At 37.3% G+C, this 24,100-nt stretch carries 11 protein-coding genes; 5 read left to right on the forward strand and 6 right to left on the reverse strand.

From position 1 onward, the window contains the following. Window positions 1–78 precede the first annotated feature (78 nt). Both K5V07_RS04970 and K5V07_RS04975 read right to left on the reverse strand, forming a co-directional pair. The gene (locus K5V07_RS04970) at window positions 79–711 is read right to left on the reverse strand and encodes a hypothetical protein (RefSeq protein WP_144892506.1); all 633 of its coding nucleotides are present in this window, start codon (window positions 709–711) and stop codon (window positions 79–81) included. 416 nt (window positions 712–1,127) lie between these two features. After that, the gene (locus K5V07_RS04975) at window positions 1,128–2,990 is read right to left on the reverse strand and encodes an ABC-F family ATP-binding cassette domain-containing protein (RefSeq protein WP_221916623.1); all 1,863 of its coding nucleotides are present in this window, start codon (window positions 2,988–2,990) and stop codon (window positions 1,128–1,130) included. Between the two features lie 362 nt (window positions 2,991–3,352). Here K5V07_RS04975 and K5V07_RS04980 point away from each other — a divergent pair, with 362 nt between their 5' ends. From K5V07_RS04980 to K5V07_RS04995, 4 genes are all read left to right on the forward strand, one after another. Beyond that, the gene (locus K5V07_RS04980; RefSeq protein ID WP_221916624.1) at window positions 3,353–4,657 is read left to right on the forward strand and encodes an NAD(P)/FAD-dependent oxidoreductase; all 1,305 of its coding nucleotides are present in this window, start codon (window positions 3,353–3,355) and stop codon (window positions 4,655–4,657) included. Between the two features lie 948 nt (window positions 4,658–5,605). Next, entirely contained in the window at window positions 5,606–14,503 is an 8,898-nt protein-coding gene (locus tag K5V07_RS04985; RefSeq protein ID WP_221916625.1) for a choice-of-anchor L domain-containing protein, read from the forward strand. 35 nt (window positions 14,504–14,538) lie between these two features. Further along, complete coding sequence (locus tag K5V07_RS04990) at window positions 14,539–15,468, forward strand: type IX secretion system membrane protein PorP/SprF (RefSeq protein ID WP_221916042.1); 930 nt, start codon at window positions 14,539–14,541, stop codon at window positions 15,466–15,468. A gap of 14 nt (window positions 15,469–15,482) precedes the next feature. Further along, window positions 15,483–17,441, forward strand: a complete 1,959-nt coding sequence (locus tag K5V07_RS04995; protein WP_221916626.1) for an OmpA family protein — start codon at window positions 15,483–15,485, stop codon at window positions 17,439–17,441. 133 nt (window positions 17,442–17,574) lie between these two features. On the opposite strand, the gene K5V07_RS05000 is transcribed toward K5V07_RS04995, so the two are convergent. Continuing rightward, window positions 17,575–18,531, reverse strand: coding sequence for a DUF3810 domain-containing protein (locus K5V07_RS05000; protein ID WP_370632513.1), 957 nt, complete (start codon window positions 18,529–18,531; stop codon window positions 17,575–17,577). Window positions 18,532–18,740: 209 nt separating this feature from the next. On the opposite strand from K5V07_RS05000, the gene K5V07_RS05005 reads away from it, so the two are divergent. Further along, window positions 18,741–20,204: an aminoacyl-histidine dipeptidase gene (locus K5V07_RS05005; protein ID WP_221916628.1), complete on the forward strand. Its 1,464-nt coding sequence runs from the start codon at window positions 18,741–18,743 to the stop codon at window positions 20,202–20,204. Window positions 20,205–20,517: 313 nt separating this feature from the next. Here K5V07_RS05005 and K5V07_RS05010 read toward each other — a convergent pair whose 3' ends face one another. From K5V07_RS05010 to K5V07_RS05020, 3 genes are all read right to left on the reverse strand, one after another. After that, the gene (locus tag K5V07_RS05010) at window positions 20,518–21,285 is read right to left on the reverse strand and encodes a carboxypeptidase-like regulatory domain-containing protein (protein WP_144892491.1); all 768 of its coding nucleotides are present in this window, start codon (window positions 21,283–21,285) and stop codon (window positions 20,518–20,520) included. Window positions 21,286–21,369: 84 nt separating this feature from the next. After that, on the reverse strand, window positions 21,370–23,295 hold the full coding sequence (locus K5V07_RS05015) for a DEAD/DEAH box helicase (protein ID WP_221916629.1): 1,926 nt from the start codon (window positions 23,293–23,295) through the stop codon (window positions 21,370–21,372). 191 nt (window positions 23,296–23,486) lie between these two features. Next, window positions 23,487–24,065 (reverse strand): non-canonical purine NTP diphosphatase, encoded by a 579-nt coding sequence (locus tag K5V07_RS05020; protein WP_221916630.1) that lies wholly within the window; start codon window positions 24,063–24,065, stop codon window positions 23,487–23,489. Between the last annotated feature and the right edge of the window lie 35 nt (window positions 24,066–24,100).

Consider the following 24,100-nt stretch of genomic DNA (forward strand, 5'->3'; position numbering starts at 1 on the left):
TTCACGGTTCTACTGTCATGTGCAAGTTTCGGTTTTTGGTAATCTAAATAGATGCAAATTTAATTGTTGACTTGCGAATTATAACTCACATTTCAAAAGCTTTTTTTGATGCATGAAACCTGCAATATAGGCATCTGTAAACCCAGTTCCCATTTTTTTTGGTAATCTTGTTTCAAACTCAGCCAAATTACTCATGATGTTTTTACAGTTTGAAAAATGCTTTTTAACAACTTCTATAGCACTTTTTTGAACTTTTATTTTTTTTCTTATCCCACTTTCGCAAAACATACCAGCCTCGACAATAGTGCTAGTATTCTTGTCTACTATCCTATACTGATACCATAAATAGTATTCTGGAGCGTACGAAGGTTGAATAGCAGGTGGATAAAAGGCTAATAACAATATTTTATCGTCAGATTCTGCAACAACTTTGTATAGCATTAAGTCTTTATTTCTTTTTTCACTTTCTTTAAATGGTATGTAAGTTATGTCGCCTGTAACTAATTTTTCTATTTCATCTAATTCAATTCCTTTTTCAAACTGTATACCCTTTATGTCTGAAAAGTAGCAACGTAGTTTTCCAAAAGTAGAATGATGGTAGACTTCATTTCTTATTAGAATTTTAGTCCCGTCTTTTTTTATGACATAGTCATCTTGAGCTGACGCACACATTGAACACAAAAGAATGCTGGCAATAAATAATTTTTTCATTTTTTTTATTTTAGTTTTTATAATTTTCTAAGCGTTGCAATTAATGCGATTACACTAATTATTAAGGTAAAAATATTTAGTAAATCAATTTGAGTATTCAAAATGCATAGCATAGAAATTTCTATATGGTCAATTTTTGCGCATTATGCCTAATTTATATTTAGATCTAATGAAATCAATGTAATCTTCTATAATGTGGTATCTTAGTCTGACAAAAATCAAAAAATAAATTTCTCAAAAATATATAAAATAAACTACAAAACACCGATCGGGCTTTTAATTCAATGTAATTTTTCTTACCAGTCAAAAATTGGTTTTATGCAAAAAAAATCCTCAACAAAATCAAAATTTTGTTGAGGATCTAATCCTAAATAGTAATAATGTACCAGGCTGCAAACTGCAACTGAGTCCTAATTTTATCCTTCCATTTTGGCGCTTAATTCAAACCAACGTTCTTCTTTAAGTTCTATCTTTTGGATGAGGTTTTGCAATTCATTTCCTTTTTTTTCAATATCAGCATCAGTAATTTTTCCGTCTGAAAAAAGTTGCTCAATAGCTACTTTTTGAATCTCTAAATCTTTGATTTCTCGTTCTATTTTCTGGAATTCTTTTTGCTCATTGAACGTTAAATTTCCAGTTGGATTGTTTTGTTTCCAGTCTTTCTTTTCGGCTTTGTTTTCCTCTTTTTGAGCTACATCAGCGCTATCTTCATAGGCTCTAAAATCAGAGTAGTTTCCTGGAAAATCTTCCACAACACCGTTCCCTCTAAAAATGAATAAGTGATCTACAATTTTGTCCATAAAGTACCTGTCGTGAGAAACCACTAAAAGACAGCCCGGATAATCTAGTAAAAAACTCTCTAGTACATTAAGTGTTACAATATCTAAATCATTGGTAGGCTCATCCAGAATCAAGAAGTTTGGATTCTGAATCAAAACCGTACACAGGTACAAACGTTTTAACTCACCACCGCTCAATCGGTCTACAAAATCGTATTGTTTTTTGGCATCAAATAAAAATCGTTCTAATAATTGTGATGCCGAAATCAATTTTCCTTTCATTAAAGGGATAAATTCCCCGTATTCCTTAATGACATCTATAACGCGCTGTCCCGGTTTTGGGTTGATTCCGCTTTGCGTATAGTACCCTACTTTTATGGTTTCACCTACCACTACTTTTCCGCCATCAAGAGGTAAAGTACCGGTCAATAAATTCAAGAAAGTCGATTTCCCTGTTCCGTTTTTACCAATGATTCCAATGCGTTCGCCACGTTGAAAATCAAAACTAAAGTTATCCATGATCACATGGTCCTTGAATTTTTTAGAAATTTTGTGAAGCTCAATAATCTTGCTTCCCATGCGTTCCATGTTGATTTCAAGCTCTACTTTGTTTTCACGACGCCTGCTTTGTGCTTTTTCTTTGATTTCATAAAAATCATCCTGACGCGATTTTGATTTTGTCGTTCTCGCTTTGGGCTGACGGCGCATCCATTCTAATTCTTTCACAAAAAGATTCTGTGCTTTATCAACACTAGAATTTTCAGAGGCAATGCGTTCCTCTTTTTTCTCTAAATAATACGAGTAATTTCCTTTGTATTGGTATAATTTTCCGTTGTCTAGTTCTATGATTTCATTACACACACGCTCTAAGAAAAAACGGTCGTGTGTCACCATGAAAAGGGTAATATTTTCTTTGGCAAAGTAACTTTCGAGCCATTCAATCATTTCCAAATCCAAGTGATTCGTAGGTTCATCAAGAATTAACAAATCGGGACGATTAATCAAAATGATGGCTAGTGATAGACGCTTTTTTTGTCCACCCGAGAGGTTTTTTACTTTAAGCTTGAAATTTTCCAATTTCAATTTAAACAAAATTTGCTTGTATTGTGTTTCGAAATCCCAAGCATTATGCTGATCCATACCATCAAAAGCTTTTTGGTACGCCTCTTCATCTTCGGGATTTTCAAGAGCTTTTTCGTAGGCTTCAATAACTTTTAAAGTTTCATTATCAGAAGCAAAAATGCTTTCTTCAATAGTCAATTCGTCTTGCAAATTATTGTTTTGGGACAAAAACGCCATTTTGATCCCTTTTCTAAGCACTACTTGGCCAGAATCTGCTTCTTCTAGACCATTGATAATGCTCATGATTGTGGTTTTTCCAGAACCATTTTTGGCAATGAAAGCAATTTTTTGGTCTTTATTTATCCCGAAAGAAATGTCTTTAAACAAGGTTCTTTCTCCAAATGATTTCGATATGTTTTCTACTGAAAGGTAATTCACAAGTGTATTTTTTTTGCAAAAGTACATTATTAAATGCCCATTTACCAATTGTTTAATGCAATCCTATGGCTTAACGAAGTAAGATTCTTTAATTGGATTGGTATTGTAGTCTCTTAAGTTTAGGAAGTGGCTGTTTCAATAGGAATTGTTTTAGAGAATGCTTCTTGATCAAGACACAATTATTGCCTGGTCATCAGTTATATTTTAAAATTAAAATAGTTTGTGGAGATCAAAAGCCTTGGTAAAGAAACTCTTTTTGTGGAAAGGAATACTTGCGAGCAATAGCACTTGACAATTTACTAGAGGTTGAGGTACTCTAAAATATCTTTGTATATTTGGAATCAAACAGTCAATACATTACAATGAACATACCACAATCTTCTTTACCCAGAGTTGTCATCATAGGTGGCGGATTTGCGGGAATAGCCTTGGCAAAAAAATTAAAGAATAAAAAAGTGCAAGTAGTGTTACTAGACAAGCACAACTACCATACGTTTCAGCCCTTACTGTATCAAGTGGCTACAGGTGGATTAGAGGCAGGATCTATTGCATATCCCATTCGGAAAGTGATTCAAGAATATGATGATTTTTATTTTAGATTGACCAATGTTCAAGAAATTGACACCAAAAATCAAAAAGTAATTGCCGAAATTGGAGAATTAAACTATGATTATCTGGTTATTGCTACGGGTTCCAAAACGAATTATTTTGGAAATAAAGAAATAGAACGCAACAGTATGGCCATGAAAACCATACCGCAGTCACTCAATATAAGAAGTCTCATCTTAGAGAATTTTGAACAAGCAGTACTTAGTAAGGATGTTTCGGAACAAAATAGTCTCATTAATTTTGTTTTGGTAGGAGGCGGGCCAACAGGAGTAGAGCTTGCAGGTGCTCTTGCCGAGATGAAAAAAGCCATTCTCCAAAAAGATTATCCGGATATGGATATTGCTAAAATGGAAATCAACTTAATTCAAAGTGGTGATCGAATTTTAAATACCATGAGCGAAGCATCATCTCAAGCTGCTGAGAAATTTCTAACAAGTTTAGGAGTTAAGATTTGGAAAAACGTTCGTGTGACCAATTATGATGGACGTACCATTACAACCAATTCTGATTTGACTTTTGATACCGCTACCGTAATCTGGACAGCTGGTGTTCAAGGTGCATTAGTTGCCGGTTTAGATGGAAAATCCTTGGTTGAAAAAGTAGCGCGAATTAAAGTCAATGAATACAGTCAGGTTCATGGCTACCAAAATATATTTGCTATTGGCGATATTGCTTCCATGGTATCAGTTGCCTATCCAGAAGGGCATCCTATGATGGCACAACCTGCTTTGCAACAAGGCGAAGTATTAGGCAGCAATATAATACGATTACTTAAAAAGGAACCCTTGGAAGCATTTGAATACAATGACAAAGGCTCTATGGCTACCATTGGCAGGAATAAAGCGGTGGTCGATTTGCCAAAATATCATTTTAATGGTGTCTTTGCTTGGTTCGTTTGGATGTTTGTCCATTTATTTTCGCTAATTGGTTTTAAGAACAAAGCCGTTGTATTTCTAAACTGGGTCTACAATTACATTCGTTTTGATCGTGAGGGCAGGCTCATCATTAGACCTTTTAAAAAGAAAAGCTTTACTACTTTTACTAGTGACGAGGTGTAGGCTCATTTTTGACTTTAAAATAATTATAATAATTTAAAAATTCAAAAATTGGTTTTTAAATCCTGTACTAGTTTGGCTATATTGGTAAACAAGTCTAGACCTTGTTTTTGAGAGATTTTGTGTGTAAATTTTTTTTGAATTCGAATAGAAAAGCTATCCATTAAACCCAAATTAGGTGGCTTCAACTGATGATAATTTAGCGGAAAAATTTAGAAAATTTACTAGTCTGAATACCAGTAATGGTACTAGTTTTTGGGTTGAAGGCAATGTTTAAAATTATTTATTACCAATATTTCTTAGACTGTCTTTAATGACGGTCTTTTTTTTTGATCCATTTTAATTGCTGTTAGTAGTAAGTATTGATAAAATTTAATTCTACAAAATAGGAATTTGTTTTGTTTGAATGAATTTAGTTTTTATTGGTTATTAAATACAAGATTATTTTAAGTATTTAGTTTTGGTATAGATTTCTTTTCATCTACACTTTTGCGTCATTCATCGTTTTAGAATATTTTTTTTTTGAATTAAATTTTAAATTTATAAAGAGTTTTTTTAGGCTTTTCATGAGCGTAGGATTTTTTTAAGTGGAATAGTTATGGCTCCATATTTTGGGTGTTTTTTATATTAATTCATGTATTTAGAGATCCATTTTTTTATTGATCAGTGTTGATTATCTATTAAAAATGCTTTTAATCTACTTTTTATCATCTGATTAGTTAATTTTTAAAATATATTTTAGTTTTACAGTTTTAAAGAAAATTGTTAACAAGATTTTAACGTATTTGTATCACAAGGTTACTTTTAATTTTTTTAGAGGCAATTGGTATTAAGTTTAATTTTTGTAATTGAATACAATTTTGATTTAAATCATAAATTTTTAAAAGATTTTTTTAATAATTTTAAGCTAGGATTTCATATAGTTAGTATAAATTAACAAAGTGAATTATTATGAATATACAATTACCTTCATTTATTTTTAAAGTACCCATATTTTTATTCTTATTATGTTTCTTGTATACGGTAAATAGTAGTGCTCAGGTTACTGCAAATACTAACCCTACCAATGCGCAAATTAACCTCGCCCTACAGGGTCCAGGTATTGTCATTACTGGGGGTACCTTGGTTGGTGCTCAAACAAATGGAGCTACTTTAAGATCAAACCAAGTGGCTACTTTTACAAATGGTATTACAGGTGCAGGTCTTGGTTTTCCTAGTGGTGCCTATTTCAGTACAGGAAATACAACATTAGAGTTGACAAACAGGAATACTGTTACCCAGCAATCTGCTTTTCCAGCTGCAGGCGCTACTCTTTCAGATGCCAATTTATCTACAATTGATCCAACGGCTACTCGAGATCTAGTGGCTTATACTTTTACGATTACCTTAGGGCCTACCATAACTGGTTTAAGAATTGGGTATCATTTTGGGTCCGAAGAATATCCGGATTATGTAGGTACAAATTTTGATGATGCGTTTGGTTTTTTTATTTCGGGGCCTGGTATTACAGGTACTCGAAATTTAGCCACTACTCCAGCCGGCAGTCCTACATCTATCAACAAAATAAACGCTGGTCTTCCTGGTGTTATAGCAGGAGCGACTCCTGTGGCGGCTTATGATGGTACACAATCTGCCTTATACATAAATAACGGACATACCACTGCTGTTTCAGGAGGGGCGTTTGTAGCTAACACTGATCCTCAACCAGGACCTTTTCCTATTTTCAGTGAGTTTAATGGTATTACAAGGTTTATAACAAGAACTGTTAATAATTTAACTCCTGGTGGGACTTATACCTTTAAGGTTGTTATTGCTGATGCAGGTGATGCTTTCTTAGATTCAGGTGTATTTTTGAATTTAATTGAGGGGTTGACAAATGCTAATTTGCAAATTAGTAAAACGGTTAATAACCCTACGCCAATTGTGGGCAGCAATGTTACCTTTACTTTAACGGCAAGTAATTTGGGATCAGGAGCAGCAACAGGTGTTAATGTTACAGATATTTTACCAGCAGGTTATACTTTTGATAGCGCTTTACCTTCAGTAGGCACTTACGACAACACTACAGGCCTTTGGTCAATAGGTGATTTAGCCAACGGTGGAAATGCAACTCTATCTATAGTGGCTAGAGTAAATGCTTCAGGAAGTTATATTAACACAGCAACTATTGCTGGAAATGAAACAGACCCTGTATTAGGGAATAATACATCTACAGTTAGTATTGCTATTCAACCAGATAGCGACAATGATGGAGTTGGGAATTTTGTAGATTTAGATGATGATAATGATGGAATTCGTGATATTGTTGAAGATTGCCAAGGATATTTGGCTCAAAACTCTAATGGTGTTTGGAAAGGGAGCACTGCTTCAAATGTTACTTACACGTTTCCAAGTGCTGTCATTCAAACTAATGTTGCTACTCTTACAGATAATCAAACAAATTTTTACGTAAATATTTCAGGTGGAGAGCAACGCTACGCTAAAAGCGGAAGCGCTAATTTCACAGTTAATTTTAGTACTCCAGTACCTGCCAATCAAATTGCTTTTAATATTGGTGATGTTGATGGTTTAACGGCCTCAAGTAATGCTGCTTCCTATACTTTCAGTGTAAATGGAGGTGCTGCAAATAATAACTTTAGATTAGTAACTCTAGCTAGTGTTAATCCTGATCTAAATTATAATGCTTTATCTGGTGCAATTACTTCTGTTGGAGCTATTGATGATCAAAGGATAATGCTTGCTGGTGTAGGGACCAATTTAATCAGTTCTATAAATGTAACGGGTTCTAATATTGGATCAGGAGATCTTGTAGCTTATTCTTTCTTCGCAAGAGTAGAATGTGATACGGATTTAGATACTATTCCTAATAATTTAGATCTAGATTCAGATAATGACGGTTGTTCAGATTCTAATGAGTACTATAACAATACTACAAGTGCAGCTACGGGACAGCAATTTGGTCAAACCGGAGGTTCAGTAGCGCCTGTAAATGCTAATGGTACAGTTAATTTACCAGCAGCTACTTATACAGGATCTTATGCTAATGTAATTAACAGTACAGTGTTTACTGCTTGTCAAATCATTGCAGGAAACGATACTTTAGGTACACCAGCAGCACCATTAGCTTCAGGTACTACACCAGTAGCAGCAGGAAGTGTTTTAGGAAACGACACCTTAAGCGGAGTTGCCGTAACTACAACAAACACGAATGTTACGCCAATCACTACAGGACCAATTTTAGTAGATGCAGACGGAAACGTAACCATTGCAGCGAATACCCCAACGGGACCTTACACGGTTACCTATACGATCTGTGAATCAAATACGACAACAGGAGTGAATGTAAGCCCATCGAATTGTACTACAGCTACGCTAACCGTAAACGTAGTGGGTCAAATCATTGCAGGAAACGATACTTTAGGAACACCAGCAGCACCATTAGCTTCAGGTACTACACCAGTAGCAGCAGGAAGTGTATTAGGAAACGATACCTTAAATGGAGTTGCCGTAACTACAACAAACACGAATGTTACGCCAATCACTACGGGACCAATATTAGTAGATGCAGACGGAAATGTAACCATTGCAGCGAATACCCCAACGGGAGCTTACACGGTTACCTATACCATCTGTGAATCAGATACGACCACAGGAGTGAATGTAAGCCCATCGAATTGTACTACAGCTACGCTAACCGTAAACGTAGTGGGTCAAATCATAGCAGGAAACGATACTTTAGGAACACCAGCAGCACCATTAGCTTCGGGTACTACAGCAGTAGCAGCAGGAAGTGTATTAGGAAACGATACCTTAAATGGAGTTGCCGTAACTACAACAAACACGAATGTTACGCCAATCACTACGGGAGCAATTTTAGTAGATGCAAACGGAAATGTAACCATTGCAGCGAACACCCCAACGGGAGCTTACACGGTTACCTATACCATCTGTGAGTCAGATACGACCACAGGAGTTAATGTAAGCCCATCGAATTGTACTACAGCTACGGTAACCGTAAACGTAGTGGGTCAAATCATTGCAGCAAACGATACTTTAGGCACACCAGCAGCACCATTAGCTTCAGGTACTACAGCAGTAGCCGCAGGAAGTGTTTTAGGAAACGATACCTTAAATGGAGTTGCCGTAACTACAACAAACACGAATGTTACGCCAATCACTACAGGACCAATTTTAGTAGATGCAGACGGAAATGTAACCATTGCAGCGAACACCCCAACGGGACCTTACACGGTTACCTATACCATCTGTGAGTCAGATACGACCACAGGAGTGAATGTAAGCCCATCGAATTGTACTACAGCTACGCTAACCGTAAACGTAGTGGGTCAAATCATTGCAGGAAACGATACTTTAGGAACACCAGCAGCACCATTAGCTTCGGGTACTACACCAGTAGCAGCAGGAAGTGTATTAGGAAACGATACCTTAAATGGAGTTGCCGTAACTACAACAAACACGAATGTTACGCCAATCACTACGGGACCAATATTAGTAGATGCAGACGGAAATGTAACCATTGCAGCGAACACCCCAACGGGAGCTTACACGGTTACCTATACCATCTGTGAATCAGATACGACCACAGGAGTGAATGTAAGCCCATCGAATTGTACTACAGCTACGCTAACCGTAAACGTAGTGGGTCAAATCATAGCAGGAAACGATACTTTAGGAACACCAGCAGCACCATTAGCTTCGGGTACTACAGCAGTAGCAGCAGGAAGTGTATTAGGAAACGATACCTTAAATGGAGTTGCCGTAACTACAACAAACACGAATGTTACGCCAATCACTACGGGAGCAATTTTAGTAGATGCAAACGGAAATGTAACCATTGCAGCGAACACCCCAACGGGAGCTTACACGGTTACCTATACCATCTGTGAGTCAGATACGACCACAGGAGTTAATGTAAGCCCATCGAATTGTACTACAGCTACGGTAACCGTAAACGTAGTGGGTCAAATCATTGCAGCAAACGATACTTTAGGCACACCAGCAGCACCATTAGCTTCAGGTACTACAGCAGTAGCCGCAGGAAGTGTTTTAGGAAACGATACCTTAAATGGAGTTGCCGTAACTACAACAAACACGAATGTTACGCCAATCACTACAGGACCAATTTTAGTAGATGCAGACGGAAATGTAACCATTGCAGCGAACACCCCAACGGGACCTTACACGGTTACCTATACCATCTGTGAGTCAGATACGACCACAGGAGTTAATGTAAGCCCATCGAATTGTACTACAGCTACGCTAACCGTAAACGTAGTGGGTCAAATCATTGCAGGAAACGATACTTTAGGAACACCAGCAGCACCATTAGCTTCGGGTACTACACCAGTAGCAGCAGGAAGTGTATTAGGAAACGATACCTTAAATGGAGTTGCCGTAACTACAACAAACACGAATGTTACGCCAATCACTACGGGACCAATATTAGTAGATGCAGACGGAAATGTAACCATTGCAGCGAACACCCCAACGGGACCTTACACGGTTACCTATACCATCTGTGAGTCCGATACGACCACAGGAGTGAATGTAAGCCCATCGAATTGTACTACAGCTACGCTAACCGTAAACGTAGTGGGTCAAATCATTGCAGGAAACGATACTTTAGGAACACCAGCAGCACCATTAGCTTCGGGTACTACACCAGTAGCAGCAGGAAGTGTATTAGGAAACGATACCTTAAATGGAGTTGCCGTAACCACGACAAACACGAATGTTACACCAATCACTACGGGACCAATATTAGTAGATGCAGACGGAAATGTAACCATTGCAGCGAACACCCCAACGGGACCTTACACGGTTACCTATACCATCTGTGAGTCAGATACGACCACAGGAGTTAATGTAAGCCCATCGAATTGTACTACAGCTACGCTAACCGTAAACGTAGTGGGTCAAATCATTGCCGCAAACGATACTTTAGGCACACCAGCAGCACCATTAGCTTCAGGTACTACAGCAGTAGCCGCAGGAAGTGTTTTAGGAAACGATACCTTAAATGGAGTTGCCGTAACCACGACAAACACGAATGTTACGCCAATCACTACGGGACCAATATTAGTAGATGCAGACGGAAATGTAACCATTGCAGCGAACACCCCAACGGGACCTTACACGGTTACCTATACCATCTGTGAGTCAGATACGACCACAGGAGTTAATGTAAGCCCATCGAATTGTACTACAGCTACGGTAACCGTAAACGTAGTGGGTCAAATCATTGCAGCAAACGATACTTTAGGCACACCAGCAGCACCATTAGCTTCAGGTACTACAGCAGTAGCCGCAGGAAGTGTTTTAGGAAACGATACCTTAAATGGAGTTGCCGTAACCACGACAAACACGAATGTTACGCCAATCACTACGGGAGCAATTTTAGTAGATGCAAACGGAAATGTAACCATTGCAGCGAACACCCCAACGGGACCTTACACGGTTACCTATACCATCTGTGAATCAGATACGACCACAGGAGTGAATGTAAGTCCATCGAATTGTACTACAGCTACGCTAACCGTAAACGTAGTGGGTCAAATCATAGCAGGAAACGATACTTTAGGAACACCAGCAGCACCATTAGCTTCGGGTACTACACCAGTAGCAGCAGGAAGTGTATTAGGAAACGACACCTTAAATGGAGTTGCCGTAACCACGACAAACACGAATGTTACGCCAATCACTACAGGACCAATTTTAGTAGATGCAAACGGAAATGTAACCATTGCAGCGAACACCCCAACGGGACCTTACACGGTTACCTATACCATCTGTGAATCAGATACGACCACAGGAGTGAATGTAAGTCCATCGAATTGTACTACAGCTACGCTAACCGTAAACGTAGTGGGTCAAATCATAGCAGGAAACGATACTTTAGGAACACCAGCAGCACCATTAGCTTCGGGTACTACACCAGTAGCAGCAGGAAGTGTATTAGGAAACGACACCTTAAATGGAGTTGCCGTAACCACGACAAACACGAATGTTACGCCAATCACTACAGGACCAATTTTAGTAGATGCAAACGGAAATGTAACCATTGCAGCGAATACCCCAACGGGAGCTTACACGGTTACCTATACCATCTGTGAGTCCGATACGACCACAGGAGTTAATGTAAGCCCATCGAATTGTACTACAGCTACGCTAACCGTAAACGTAGTGGGTCAAATCATTGCAGGAAACGATACTTTAGGAACACCAGCAGCACCATTAGCTTCGGGTACTACACCAGTAGCAGCAGGAAGTGTATTAGGAAACGACACCTTAAATGGAGTTGCCGTAACCACGACAAACACGAATGTTACGCCAATCACTACAGGACCAATTTTAGTAGATGCAAACGGAAATGTAACCATTGCAGCGAATACCCCAACGGGAGCTTACACGGTTACCTATACCATCTGTGAGTCAGATACGACCACAGGAGTTAATGTAAGCCCATCGAATTGTACTACAGCTACGCTAACCGTAAACGTAGTGGGTCAAATCATTGCAGGAAACGATACTTTAGGAACACCAGCAGCACCATTAGCTTCGGGTACTACACCAGTAGCAGCAGGAAGTGTATTAGGAAACGATACCTTAAGCGGAGTTGCCGTAACCACGACAAACACGAATGTTACGCCAATCACTACGGGACCAATTTTAGTAGATGCAAACGGAAATGTAACCATTGCAGCGAATACCCCAACGGGAGCTTACACGGTTACCTATACCATCTGTGAGTCAGATACGACCACAGGAGTTAATGTAAGCCCATCGAATTGTACTACAGCTACTATAACGGTTGTAATATACAACCCAATCATAGCTAACGAAGATACAATTCCATCTGCAGGAGGAAATGTTACAGCAAACGATACTTTAAATGGAGTACCGGTAACTATAGTTAATACTGATGTAACTCCAGTAACAAATGGACCATTGAGTATTGATGCAGATGGAAATTTAACAGTAGCGCCAAATACACCAAATGGTACGTACACCATCACGTATGAAATTTGTGAAGCAGGAGCGGTACCAGTAAATTGTACCACAGCTACGGTTACTGTTAATTATGTAAATCCATTAGTTGCTAGTAATGATACTTTTACAGCAGCAGGAGGGAATGTGTTAGGAAATGATAGTGTAAATGGAGCACCGGCAACCATGACAAATATTGTTGTGACACCAGTAAATAATGGTCCATTAAGTATAGATACTGCTGGAAATGTAACATTGGCGCCAAATACACCAAGTGGTACCTACACTATCGTTTATGAAATTTGTCAAACAGGAATGACACCTGCAAACTGTACCACAGCTACAGTAACGGTTGTAGTAAACAATATCATTGTTGCCAATAACATTACATTTCCACCAACAGGCGGTAATGTAACATTAAATGATACTGTTAATGGCGTACCATCCACACCATCTAATACCGATGTAACACCAGTAACAAGTGGTCCATTGAGTATAGATGCTAATGGAAACTTGACAGTAGCTCCTAACACACCATCAGGAACATACACAGTAGTATATGAAATCTGTGAAGTAGGAGCAACACCATCAAATTGTTCACGAGCTACTGCAACAGTAGTTGTAGCAAACCCAATTTTAGCCAATAACAATACATTCCCATCTACTGGAGGAAATGTAACAGGTAACGATACGTTAAACGGAGTACCGGTAACTACAGCTAATACTGATGTAACTCCAGTAACAAATGGACCATTGAGTATAGATACAAATGGTAATTTAACAGTAGCACCAAATACCCCAAGTGGCACATATACGATAACGTATCAAATCTGTGAAGTAGGTGCAACACCAGCAAATTGCACCACAGCTACCGCAACGGTGGTGGTAAACAATGTTATTGTAGCCAATAATGATACACTACCAGCCACGGGAGGAAATGTTCTAGCAAATGATACCATTAACGGAGTGCCGGTTACAGCTGCCAATACCGATGTGACGCCAGTAACAAGTGGTCCATTGAGTATAGATGCTAATGGAAACTTAACCGTAGCGCCAAATACAATAGCAGGAACGTATACCATTACGTATCAAGTATGTGAAACGGGCTCTAATCCGTTGAATTGTACCACAGCCACAGTTACAGTTGTTATTGCAGAAACGCCAATGATTGCCATTGTTAAAACAGCCGTATTCAATGACGAAAATGGAGATGGTTTTGCACAAGCAGGAGAGACCATTACCTACAGTTTTGCGGTAAGCAATACAGGAAACACGCCATTAAACAATGTAACGGTTACCGATGTTTTACCAGGTTTGATACTATCGGGTAATAGCATATCTTTATTGCCAGTAGGAGCGACAAACAATACAGCCTATCAAGGAGTGTATCGCTTGAAACAATCCGACATCAATTTAGGAAGCGTAACCAACCAAGCAACCGCAACAGGAGTTACGCCTCTAGGATTAGTAGTAAGTGATTTATCAGATGATTCTAGTGCTTTAAGTGATAGACCAACTGTACTTGCTATTCAAGGATGCGTGATCGAAGTGTTTAATGCAGTAGCACCAAATGGAAATGGAGACAACAAAGTGTTCCGCATTAGAGGACTTGAATGTTACAGCGACAATACGGTAGAGATATACAACCGTTGGGGAGTTTTAGTATTTGAAAGAACAGGATACAACAATGATGATAGAGCCTTTAGAGGCGTTTCAGAAGGAAGAGTAACCATCAAACAATCCGAAGAGTTACCAGAGGGAACGTATTATTACATCTTGAGATATAAGGACAGTGCAGCCACTAGTTTTGAAAAAGCAGGATACTTATACATCAACAGATAATAAATAAAGCTCATAAGTTTAAAAATGGAAGCAATATGAAGACAAAATTAGTAGTAGTAATGGTACTCTTACTCTCGGGTATAGTAAATGCCCAGCAAGATGCTCAGTTTACACAGTACATGTACAATTCGATCAATATAAATCCAGCCTATGCAGGTTCGCGTCAGTCCATGAACATCTTTGCCCTACACCGCACCCAGTGGGTAGGGCTAGATGGGGCACCAGTAACGAATACTGCCTCTATTAATACTCCTATCAATGATACTAAAGTAGGTTTAGGAGTGTCGATCATAAATGATAGGATAGGGCCATCTGATGAGAGCAATCTAGCAGTTGATTTTTCATACTACATCAATACCTCAGAAGACTTCAAACTCTCCTTTGGATTAAAAGCCTCAGCAAATCTATTGAATGTCAATTTTGATAAGTTGAATCAGTATGATCCTAATGATTATAGTTTTGAGAACAATATAGACAATAAGTTTTCACCTAATATTGGAATAGGTCTTTATTTGTATTCTGATAAAAGCTATATCGGGCTTTCTGTGCCTAATTTACTTGAGACAAAGCATTTTGATAAGTACGCAGGGGTAGGAGCTAGTTCTTACATAGCCCGAGAACGCGTAAACTTCTACTTAACAGCAGGTCACGTATTTGATTTAGATTACAATTTAAAGTTCAAACCCGCCATGATGACTAAGATGGTTCAAGGCGCACCCTTACAGGTAGATTTATCGGCTAACTTCTTGTTTAATGACAAGTTTACAGTAGGAGCTGCCTACCGCTGGAGTGCTGCATTGAGTGCCATGGTAGGCTTTCAGGTATCAGATTCTTGGTTTATTGGGTATGCATACGATATGGAAACCACACGATTGGCTAATTACAATTCTGGATCACATGAAATATTTCTTCGTTACGAAATATTCAAAACTTATAATAAAATTACATCACCTAGATTCTTTTAATTTAATATAACGTTATGAAATTAAGCGCCAAACATTTCGGATGCTGTGTAGTTTTTTTAGTATCAACAGTAATGGGGTATACACAAAAAAAAGGAGTGGCAACCGCAGATAAAAACTTCGAAAATTATTCTTACGTTGATGCTATAGCTACTTATGAGAAAGTAGCAGATAAAGGCTACAAGGACGAGAAAATGTTTCAAAAGCTAGGAGACTCCTATTTCTTTATAGCCGATTTGATCAAGGCAGAGAAGTGGTACACTGCACTTTTTGAGATGAATCCCACTCAAGAGCCAGAGTACTATTACAGATATTCTCAATCATTAAAAGCCGTAGGGAATTATGCTAAGGCCGATAAAATGTTAGAGCAATTCATAGCAAAATCAGCCACAGACCAGCGAGGGAAACTATTTGCAAGTCAGCGCGATTACTTAAAAGACATCAAGGAAAATTCAGGAAAATATGAAATTTTTGATGCAGGAATCAACTCTTCGTACTCAGATTACGGTAGTGCTTACTACAACAACACCTTACTTTTTGCCTCGGCGCGAGATACAGGTGGAGTAACAAAGAAAGTGTTCAAGTGGAACAATGAATCTTTCACCAACTTGTACAGCTCCCAGATAAGTACAGATGGTAGTATGGGTAAACCAGAGGTGTTTAATAAAAACATCAACAGTAGATTTCATGAGTCAACACCTGTTTTTACCAAAGATGGTCAAACCATGTATTTCACGCGTAATAATTACCTAAACGGGAAAAAGCAAAAAGACAGCAGACGTATTATATTATTAAAACTCTACAAGGCCACGAACGAAAATGGAAAATGGGTCAATGTACAAGAGCTACCTTTTAACAGTAATGAGTACAGTGTAGCGCATCCAGCGCTGAGTGTAGACGAGAAAACTTTGTATTTTGCATCAGACATGCCAGGTACCAAGGGATTGTCAGATCTTTTTAAAGTAAGCGTCAATGCTAATGGCACCTACGGGACACCAGAGAATTTAGGATTGCCTATCAACACAGAGGCAAGAGAAACCTTTCCGTATATCTCAGCAGATAACAAAATGTACTTTGCCAGTGATGGCCACCCAGGACTAGGTGGGTTAGATGTGTTTGTGATGGATTTATCCTCAAAAACTCCTGGTAGTACCATTGAAAACTTAGGGACACCTATAAACAGTACTCAAGACGATTTTTCATTTGTGATTGATGCAGAGAATAAAAAAGGATTTGTAACCTCTAATAGAGAGGGTGGATTAGGATCTGATGACATCTATAGATTCAATAAATTTCCTGTTCCTGTTTGTAATCAAGTACTTCAAGGAATAATAAAGGATCAAGATACAGATTTAGTCTTGGCCAATGCCAAGGTAAGTTTGTTTGACGCGAATTTTAATTTGATTAAAGAAATCACCACTCCATTATCAGGAGCCTACAGCTTTGAGGTAACATGCGGAACCACATATTATTTACGTGGCGAAAAGCCAGAGTATGAAACCAAAGAGAATAAGATTGTAATAGCAAAAGTATCTGGAGCAACAAAAGGTCCATTGGCCTTAGAGCCAAGAAAAAAAGTTATTGAAGTGGGTACAGACTTAGCTAAGACCTTGGATATTCCAATACTTTATTTTGATTTAGACAAGTCATTTATTAGAAAAGATGCGGCATTTGAGCTAGAAAAAGTATTAGCAGTGATGCAACAATACCCAAAGATGACCATCGATATTAGATCCCATACAGATTGCAGACAAACCGCAGCATACAACCAAGCACTATCTGATAGAAGAGCTAAATCAACTAAGGCATGGTTGGTAAAAAACGGTATAGCTGCTAGTAGATTAACCGCTAAAGGATACGGTGAATCACAACTTGTAAACGATTGTGGATGTGAACCAACGAACAAATCAAACTGTACAGAGGCACAACACCAAGCCAATAGAAGAAGTGAGTTTATTATTGTATCTATGCAATAAATCTTCTCAAAACAATAAAAATCTAAAAAGGCTATCCTTAACGGGATAGCCTTTTTTGTTGGTTGAAGAATTAGATAAATGAATGATAGAGTAGGAGTCTATTCAATATAATATTAGTAGTTTCTCTCGAATTTTATAGCGTATGTGTTTTACTGTAATTCACCATTAAATTCACAAACTTACTATAGCTTTCCATGCCGTCTTTTTGTTGATTGATCTTCAAGAATTGGTCATAGAAAGCATGAAAACCTTTGTCAATAAAGGTGTCGTATTGCTTCCAGAATTGCTCACTTTCTTTGTAGTTTTTTAAAACACCGGGATGTATGGTTTTTATTAATTGTTTGTAAATGCCTTCATCGCGTATTTGCCAATTTCCTAGACAATAGCGTAAAGCCATACTGTAGCCGGAATATTGGATATACGTATCTTCATTTTCAACAGAAGCTAGGAATCCAATGAAATTACATTCACTTTCGCTGGCATAACCCATTTGGTGAGCCATCTCGTGATTTACAGTCATAGGAAAACCATACAGCGGTACGAGATCATTTACCTGAGCCTCATTTGTAAAAGGATTTAAATAACCTCCAAATCCCATGTAGGTCAAGGGTAGACTAAATAATGATTTTTTGGTGCTAAGAGTGTTGAATTTAAAAAAAGAATGCTTTTTTGCAATGGCATGATAACCGTTCAAGCTCTTTTTAAAAATTTGTTCTTGTGTGTACGGAATGGAAACTTTTAAAGCTTTGCCAGTGGTAATGTTATATTGAAGGGCATTTGTTTTTGAAATAATCATTTTTGTAAAAACGAGTAAATCGTCATCAGTGTATTCGTTTTTAATTTTCATTTTTTCAAAAAGCGGTTCACGGTAGTAGTTGAGAGCCCAGAGCGCATGAAACAAAAAGTAAAGCACAGATGTAAAACTTAGGATCCTTAAAAGTGTGTTTTTCCACTGAGATCTCCAAGTTTTTCGGTTGTTCCAAAACCATCTCAAAACGCAAAGAATCAAAACAAAATAAAGACAATCACCAATTGAAAAAGGAATCCTTCCTAAAATTGTACGCAAGAACTGAGATAATACAGGAAACATGCCATTACTGTACCAGCGCTCTATTTGTTCTGGATAAAAAGGAGCAATTTGGAGCAATATAATTTGGATGAAGAAAAAAATCGGGAGAAAATATTTTGTTTTCAAGATAAAAAATTTGAGTTGTAAATATAATTACAATATTAATTAGTGCCTATTGGAATTTAAACTTTGTAACTTTGTATTGTAAAATTAAAACATCAATTACTAATATGAGTCAAGAAATAAGAAATCTAGAGCCAAAAGCACTTTGGAATAAGTTTGCGGATTTAAATGCGGTGCCAAGGCCTTCTAAGAAAGAGGATCGCGTGATTGCTTTCATGAAAAATTTTGGCGAAAGCCTAGGACTTGAAACTTTTGAAGATGAAATTCGAAATGTAATCATAAGAAAACCGGCTACTCCAGGTATGGAAAACCGTAAAGCAATTGTGCTTCAAGGACATTTAGATATGGTGCATCAAAAAAATGGAGAAACTGTTTTTGATTTTGATACACAAGGAATTGATATGTATGTTGATGGTGACTGGGTTCGTGCTCAAGGTACTACTTTAGGTGCTGACAACGGTTTGGGAGTTGCTGCTATCATGGCTGTTCTAGAAAGTAAAGACATTCCTCATCCAGCTATTGAGGCCTTGTTTACTATAGATGAAGAAACAGGAATGACTGGAGCTCTTAATTTAAAAGGTGGAGTTTTGCAAGGGCAAATCTTACTGAATTTAGATACGGAAGAAGACGATGAAATTGATATCGGTTGTGCTGGTGGAATAGATGTTACAGCTACTGCAGAATATGATGAAGAGGAAACTCCTGAAGGTTCTGTGGGGTACACCATTACCGTGAAAGGCTTGCAAGGAGGACATTCTGGTATGGATATTCATAAAGGTTTGGGCAATGCCAATAAAATAATGAACCGTTTATTGTTTGATGGTTTTGATAATTTTGGGTTGCAAATATCTGAAATTAAAGGAGGAAGTTTGCGCAATGCAATTCCAAGAGAAAGTGTAGCGAAAGTAATCATTGCCGAGGTGTATGACGAAGCATTTGTGTTTGACATGCAGCAAATTGTAAACGAAATAAAAACCGAACTAAAAACTACGGAGCCAAATCTAGAAGTTGTTTTTGAAAAATTAGAAACAACACCTGTTAAGGTTATGCCGTCAATTGCTCAGTTTTATTTTGTGAGAGCCATGTATACTGCTCATAACGGAGTGTACAGCATGAGCGCTGATTTTGAAAATCTAGTTGAAACTTCAAATAATATTGCAAAAGTAGTTTTAGGAGATGGGCAACTTTCGGTACAATGTTTAACGCGATCTTCTGTAGAGACGTCAAAATTTGATTTGGCAAATGGGTTGCGTTCTGCATTTGAATTGATGGGTTGCGAAGTTGAATTTTCAGGTTCTTACCCTGGATGGACTCCAAATTCTAAATCGGAAATTTTAGATGTTTTAGTTCCTCTTTATGAAAAGCAAAACGGTGAAAAACCTAGAGTGGTTGCTTGTCATGCGGGACTTGAGTGTGGAATTTTAGGGACTAATTATCCTGAGATGGATATGATATCTTTTGGCCCAACTATTCATGGTGCTCATTCACCTGATGAGAGAGCTAGTGTTTCATCATCACAAAAATTCTGGAATTTTTTTGTAGAAATTTTAGCAAATATTCCAGTTAAATAATCTTAGTATTCAGGAACAGTCTCAGTATTCAGTTTCAAAGAACTGCAAACTGAGACTGTAAACTGAGTATTAATCTCTTTTAGGAGCATTTTTCTTTTCTCTTTTTTCTTCTTTCTTTTCTTTAGCGGTTTTTAAAGGCTCTTTTTTCGCAGTCTTTTTCGCATCCTGACTTTTTGCCATGATAATATATTTAGTGGTTAATGTTCAATTTAGTAAATGTATGTAATATTTTGATTTATTACCTATTTAATTAAAAAATCCCCAATTTTTTTGAATTGAGGATTGATTTGTATTATTTAAGAAATGTTGAAATTTATTTTTTCTTCAAGATCTTATATTCTTCATAACAGCCACTAATAGCATCCATTATTTGTAGATCGTTAGCCGTTTTAATAAATGATTCAGAGTAATTACAACGTTGTAAAATTTCAGGAATTTCATCTTTGTCAATGCCTAAAAGTACAGCGATAGTTTCTCTATCATATTTTGATTCTAATAATTTTCGTACCGTGTCATCCTTTTTCATTTCTTTTAACTTCTTCAGCTCTTTTGGATTTTTACCAAAAAAATTATAGAGCATATCAGCTGGATTGAATATGGAACCCAAAACTTTTCCAAAAGCATTTGGAGAGTACTGTCCTGCTTCATATCCTTGTGTTAATCCAGAAATACTATAGCGGTAATTCTCTCTTACGGGGATAATTTTTGTATCTACTTCAAGATATCCTGTTAGGTTAAAGGGTCTTATGATAACCTCTTCAAGCGCAATGGCTTTCTCTGTAAGTTGAATTTTTGTACTTCGGTTTTTGATCCAGTCATTTGTGACGCGCACACGCAAGGATTGGAAACCTAAACTCGTTATGTGCAATGTATCATTAACTTGAACATCAATCTCAAAATGTCCGCTTTCATCAGTTGTGGCACCACGCACTTTGTTGATGTTGATGATATTTACACTTGATAAAGGTTGTTTAGTTGTATTACTAAGAATAATTCCATCTACTTTTTGAGAAGGTTCTTTGACTTGAGATTGTGCTGTAATTGAGAATACAGTAAATAAAAAAACTACAAAATATTTCATACTCTAATTTAAGACTTTAAAAGTAATAAATCAGGATTAAATATTTTGTAGTTCCAGTATAATTATAAGAATATTAACTAAACTTTAGTCTCTTCTTGGTCTTCTTGGTCTTGGTGCATCACCAAAGCTTTCAGAACGTCTAGGTGCTCTATCAGATGATCCTTCAGTTCTAGGTCGATCAGATGAAAAACCACCTTCTCTTCTTGGAGCTGCTCCTCTGTCGCTTCTAAATCCACCTTCTCTTGGTGCTGAACTTCTATCGCTTCTAAATCCGCCAGAACCTTCTCTTCTTGGAGCAAAACTTCCTTCTCTTCTAGGAGCTGAACTTCTTCCGCCGCCAAAACCTCCACCCGAACTTCTTCCGTTGTGGTCACGTCTTCCGCCACCGTCATTTTTAGAAATCTCAACATTGATTCTACGTCCTTCTAATTGAACGTTATTCAATATTTCCATTACTTTATCAGTATGCTCAGGATCAGTATTAAAGAAAGAAAAACCTTCTTTTACATCTACTTTGAAAACGTCATCACGACCTAAGTCTAATGTCTCTTTCAAGTAATCTTTAAGTGACATCCAATCAAAGTTGTCTCTAGAACCAATGTTTACAAAATAACGAGTTGCTCCGCCATTATTGTTTTCTCTTGGAGCACCATCTCGATCGTCACTTCTTTCGCGTCTTTCACCTGATTGAGTTGAAATATCTCTGTTTTTCTTGTAGTAATTGATAAAACGGTTGAATTCTACCGATACCATTTTCTTGATCAACTCTTCTTTTGTTAAGCCTTCAAGTACGCTATTAATTGCTGGAAGGTATGTATCAATTTCGTGATCAACCTCAGTATCTTTAATTTTGTTAGCTAGGTGTAGTAATTGAATCTCGCAAATTTCTATTCCAGATGGAATTGATTTTTCTTCAAATTTTTGCTTGATGATTCTTTCAATAGATGAAATTTTACGCAATTCACTTTTGGTAACAATTACAATCGATGTTCCTAAACGACCTGCACGACCAGTACGGCCAGAACGGTGGTTGTATGTTTCAATTTCGTCAGGTAATTGGTAGTTTACTACGTGAGTAATGTTATCCACATCAATTCCACGAGCAGCTACATCAGTAGCAACAAGCATTTGTATTTGACGACCACGGAAAGATTTCATAACTCCATCACGCTGTGCTTGTGATAAATCACCGTGTAATGCAGCAGCACTATATCCATCTTCAATTAATTTTTCGGCTACAGCTTGTGTATCTCTTTTGGTACGACAAAAAACCACAGAGAAAATGTCTGGGTTTGAATCAGCCAAACGTTTCAAAGCTTCGTAACGGTCACGTGCATTTACCAGGTAAAATTCGTGAGAAACAGTAGCAGAACCTGAATTTTTAGCTCCAACTGTAATTTCAATAGGGTCAGTCATGAATTGTTTTCCAATACGCGCTACTTCAGCAGGCATTGTTGCAGAAAACAACCATGTGTTTTTGTCATCTGGTGTAGTTGAAAGGATGTTTACGATATCTTCGTAGAAACCCATATTCAACATTTCGTCAGCTTCGTCAAGAATACAATAGTTAATTCCAGTAATGTTTACTAGACCTCTATTTATCATATCTTGCATTCTTCCTGGAGTTGCTACAATAATTTGTGCTCCTCTTTTAATGTCTCTCGCTTGTTCTGTGATGCTAGCTCCTCCGTAAACAGCTACTACATTAATACCTTTTTCGTATTTAGAGTAGTTTTTAAGTTCGTTGGTAATCTGCAAACACAATTCGCGTGTTGGAGATAAAATTAATGCTTGTGTGTTTCTGTTGTTAGCATCAATTTTTTGGATAACTGGAAAACCAAAAGCTGCCGTTTTCCCTGTCCCTGTCTGAGCCAACGCAACCATATCTGTATCTTTTTCCAATAATAGGGGAATCGCTTTCTCCTGTACTTCGCTCGGATTTTCAAATCCTAGATCTAAAACCGCCTTCAGTAACGATTCACTCAATCCTAATTGTTCAAATTTGTTCATATGTATTTTTAAAATAGGGTGCAAAATTACTCTAAATTATTCATATAAACTAATGCTATTTCAAGAATTAATGATTTATTATAATTTGATTATCAGAAAGTTATGATTTGTTGTTCAATTTGGGGCTATTTTTGATACAAAAAATATAGCTTTGCAACTATGTTTTTCAAGTAAATTTTTATTGTTTTTGCTTAACTTTTGTTTTTTAGATGCGCTAATAGTTGTTTTGTTGCCTTACCTCTATGGCTAATTTCATTTTTTAGTTCTAATGGTAGTTGAGCAAAAGTTTCGATATATCCTTCTGGTTGGAATATGGGATCGTAACCAAATCCCTGATTACCAATTTTTTCTAACGTAATTTCTCCTTTGGCAATACCAGTAAATAAATGTTGTTCGCCGTTTAAATTTAAAGCGATTACAGTTTTAAATTGTGCTGCTCTAGTTTCTTTATCTGTTAAATTTTTTAATAAGAGGTTCATATTGTCTTCAGGGTTACGTTGCTCACCGGCATATCTGGCGCTGTAAACTCCTGGTGCTCCATCAAGCGCTAATACCTCAAGACCTGTATCATCTGCAAAACAGTCGTAGCCGTATTTTTGAGTTACATAATTTGCTTTTAAAATGGCATTCCCTTCAATTGTTGATGCTGTTTCTGGAATTTCTTCATGGCAACCTATGCTTTCAAGGCTCAGTATAGTTACGCTTACTGGAAGCATGCTTTGAAGTTCTATAATTTTATTTTTGTTATTGGATGCAAAAACTATTTTCATGATTTTAGTTGAGGAATTTATATCTACTATATTTT

Source organism: Flavobacterium sp. CHNK8 (assembly GCF_019774515.1).
Lineage (GTDB): Bacteria > Bacteroidota > Bacteroidia > Flavobacteriales > Flavobacteriaceae > Flavobacterium > Flavobacterium tiangeerense.

Coding starts and splice junctions, on each gene's coding strand:
- K5V07_RS04970 (WP_144892506.1), bottom strand. CDS start 711: ATGAAAAAATTATTTATTGCCAGCATTCTTTTGTGTTCAATGTGTGCG.
- K5V07_RS04980 (WP_221916624.1), top strand. CDS start 3,353: ATGAACATACCACAATCTTCTTTACCCAGAGTTGTCATCATAGGTGGC.
- K5V07_RS04985 (WP_221916625.1), top strand. CDS start 5,606: ATGAATATACAATTACCTTCATTTATTTTTAAAGTACCCATATTTTTA.
- K5V07_RS04990 (WP_221916042.1), top strand. CDS start 14,539: ATGAAGACAAAATTAGTAGTAGTAATGGTACTCTTACTCTCGGGTATA.
- K5V07_RS04995 (WP_221916626.1), top strand. CDS start 15,483: ATGAAATTAAGCGCCAAACATTTCGGATGCTGTGTAGTTTTTTTAGTA.
- K5V07_RS05000 (WP_370632513.1), bottom strand. CDS start 18,531: ATGTTTCCTGTATTATCTCAGTTCTTGCGTACAATTTTAGGAAGGATT.
- K5V07_RS05005 (WP_221916628.1), top strand. CDS start 18,741: ATGAGTCAAGAAATAAGAAATCTAGAGCCAAAAGCACTTTGGAATAAG.
- K5V07_RS05010 (WP_144892491.1), bottom strand. CDS start 21,285: ATGAAATATTTTGTAGTTTTTTTATTTACTGTATTCTCAATTACAGCA.
- K5V07_RS05015 (WP_221916629.1), bottom strand. CDS start 23,295: ATGAACAAATTTGAACAATTAGGATTGAGTGAATCGTTACTGAAGGCG.
- K5V07_RS05020 (WP_221916630.1), bottom strand. CDS start 24,065: ATGAAAATAGTTTTTGCATCCAATAACAAAAATAAAATTATAGAACTT.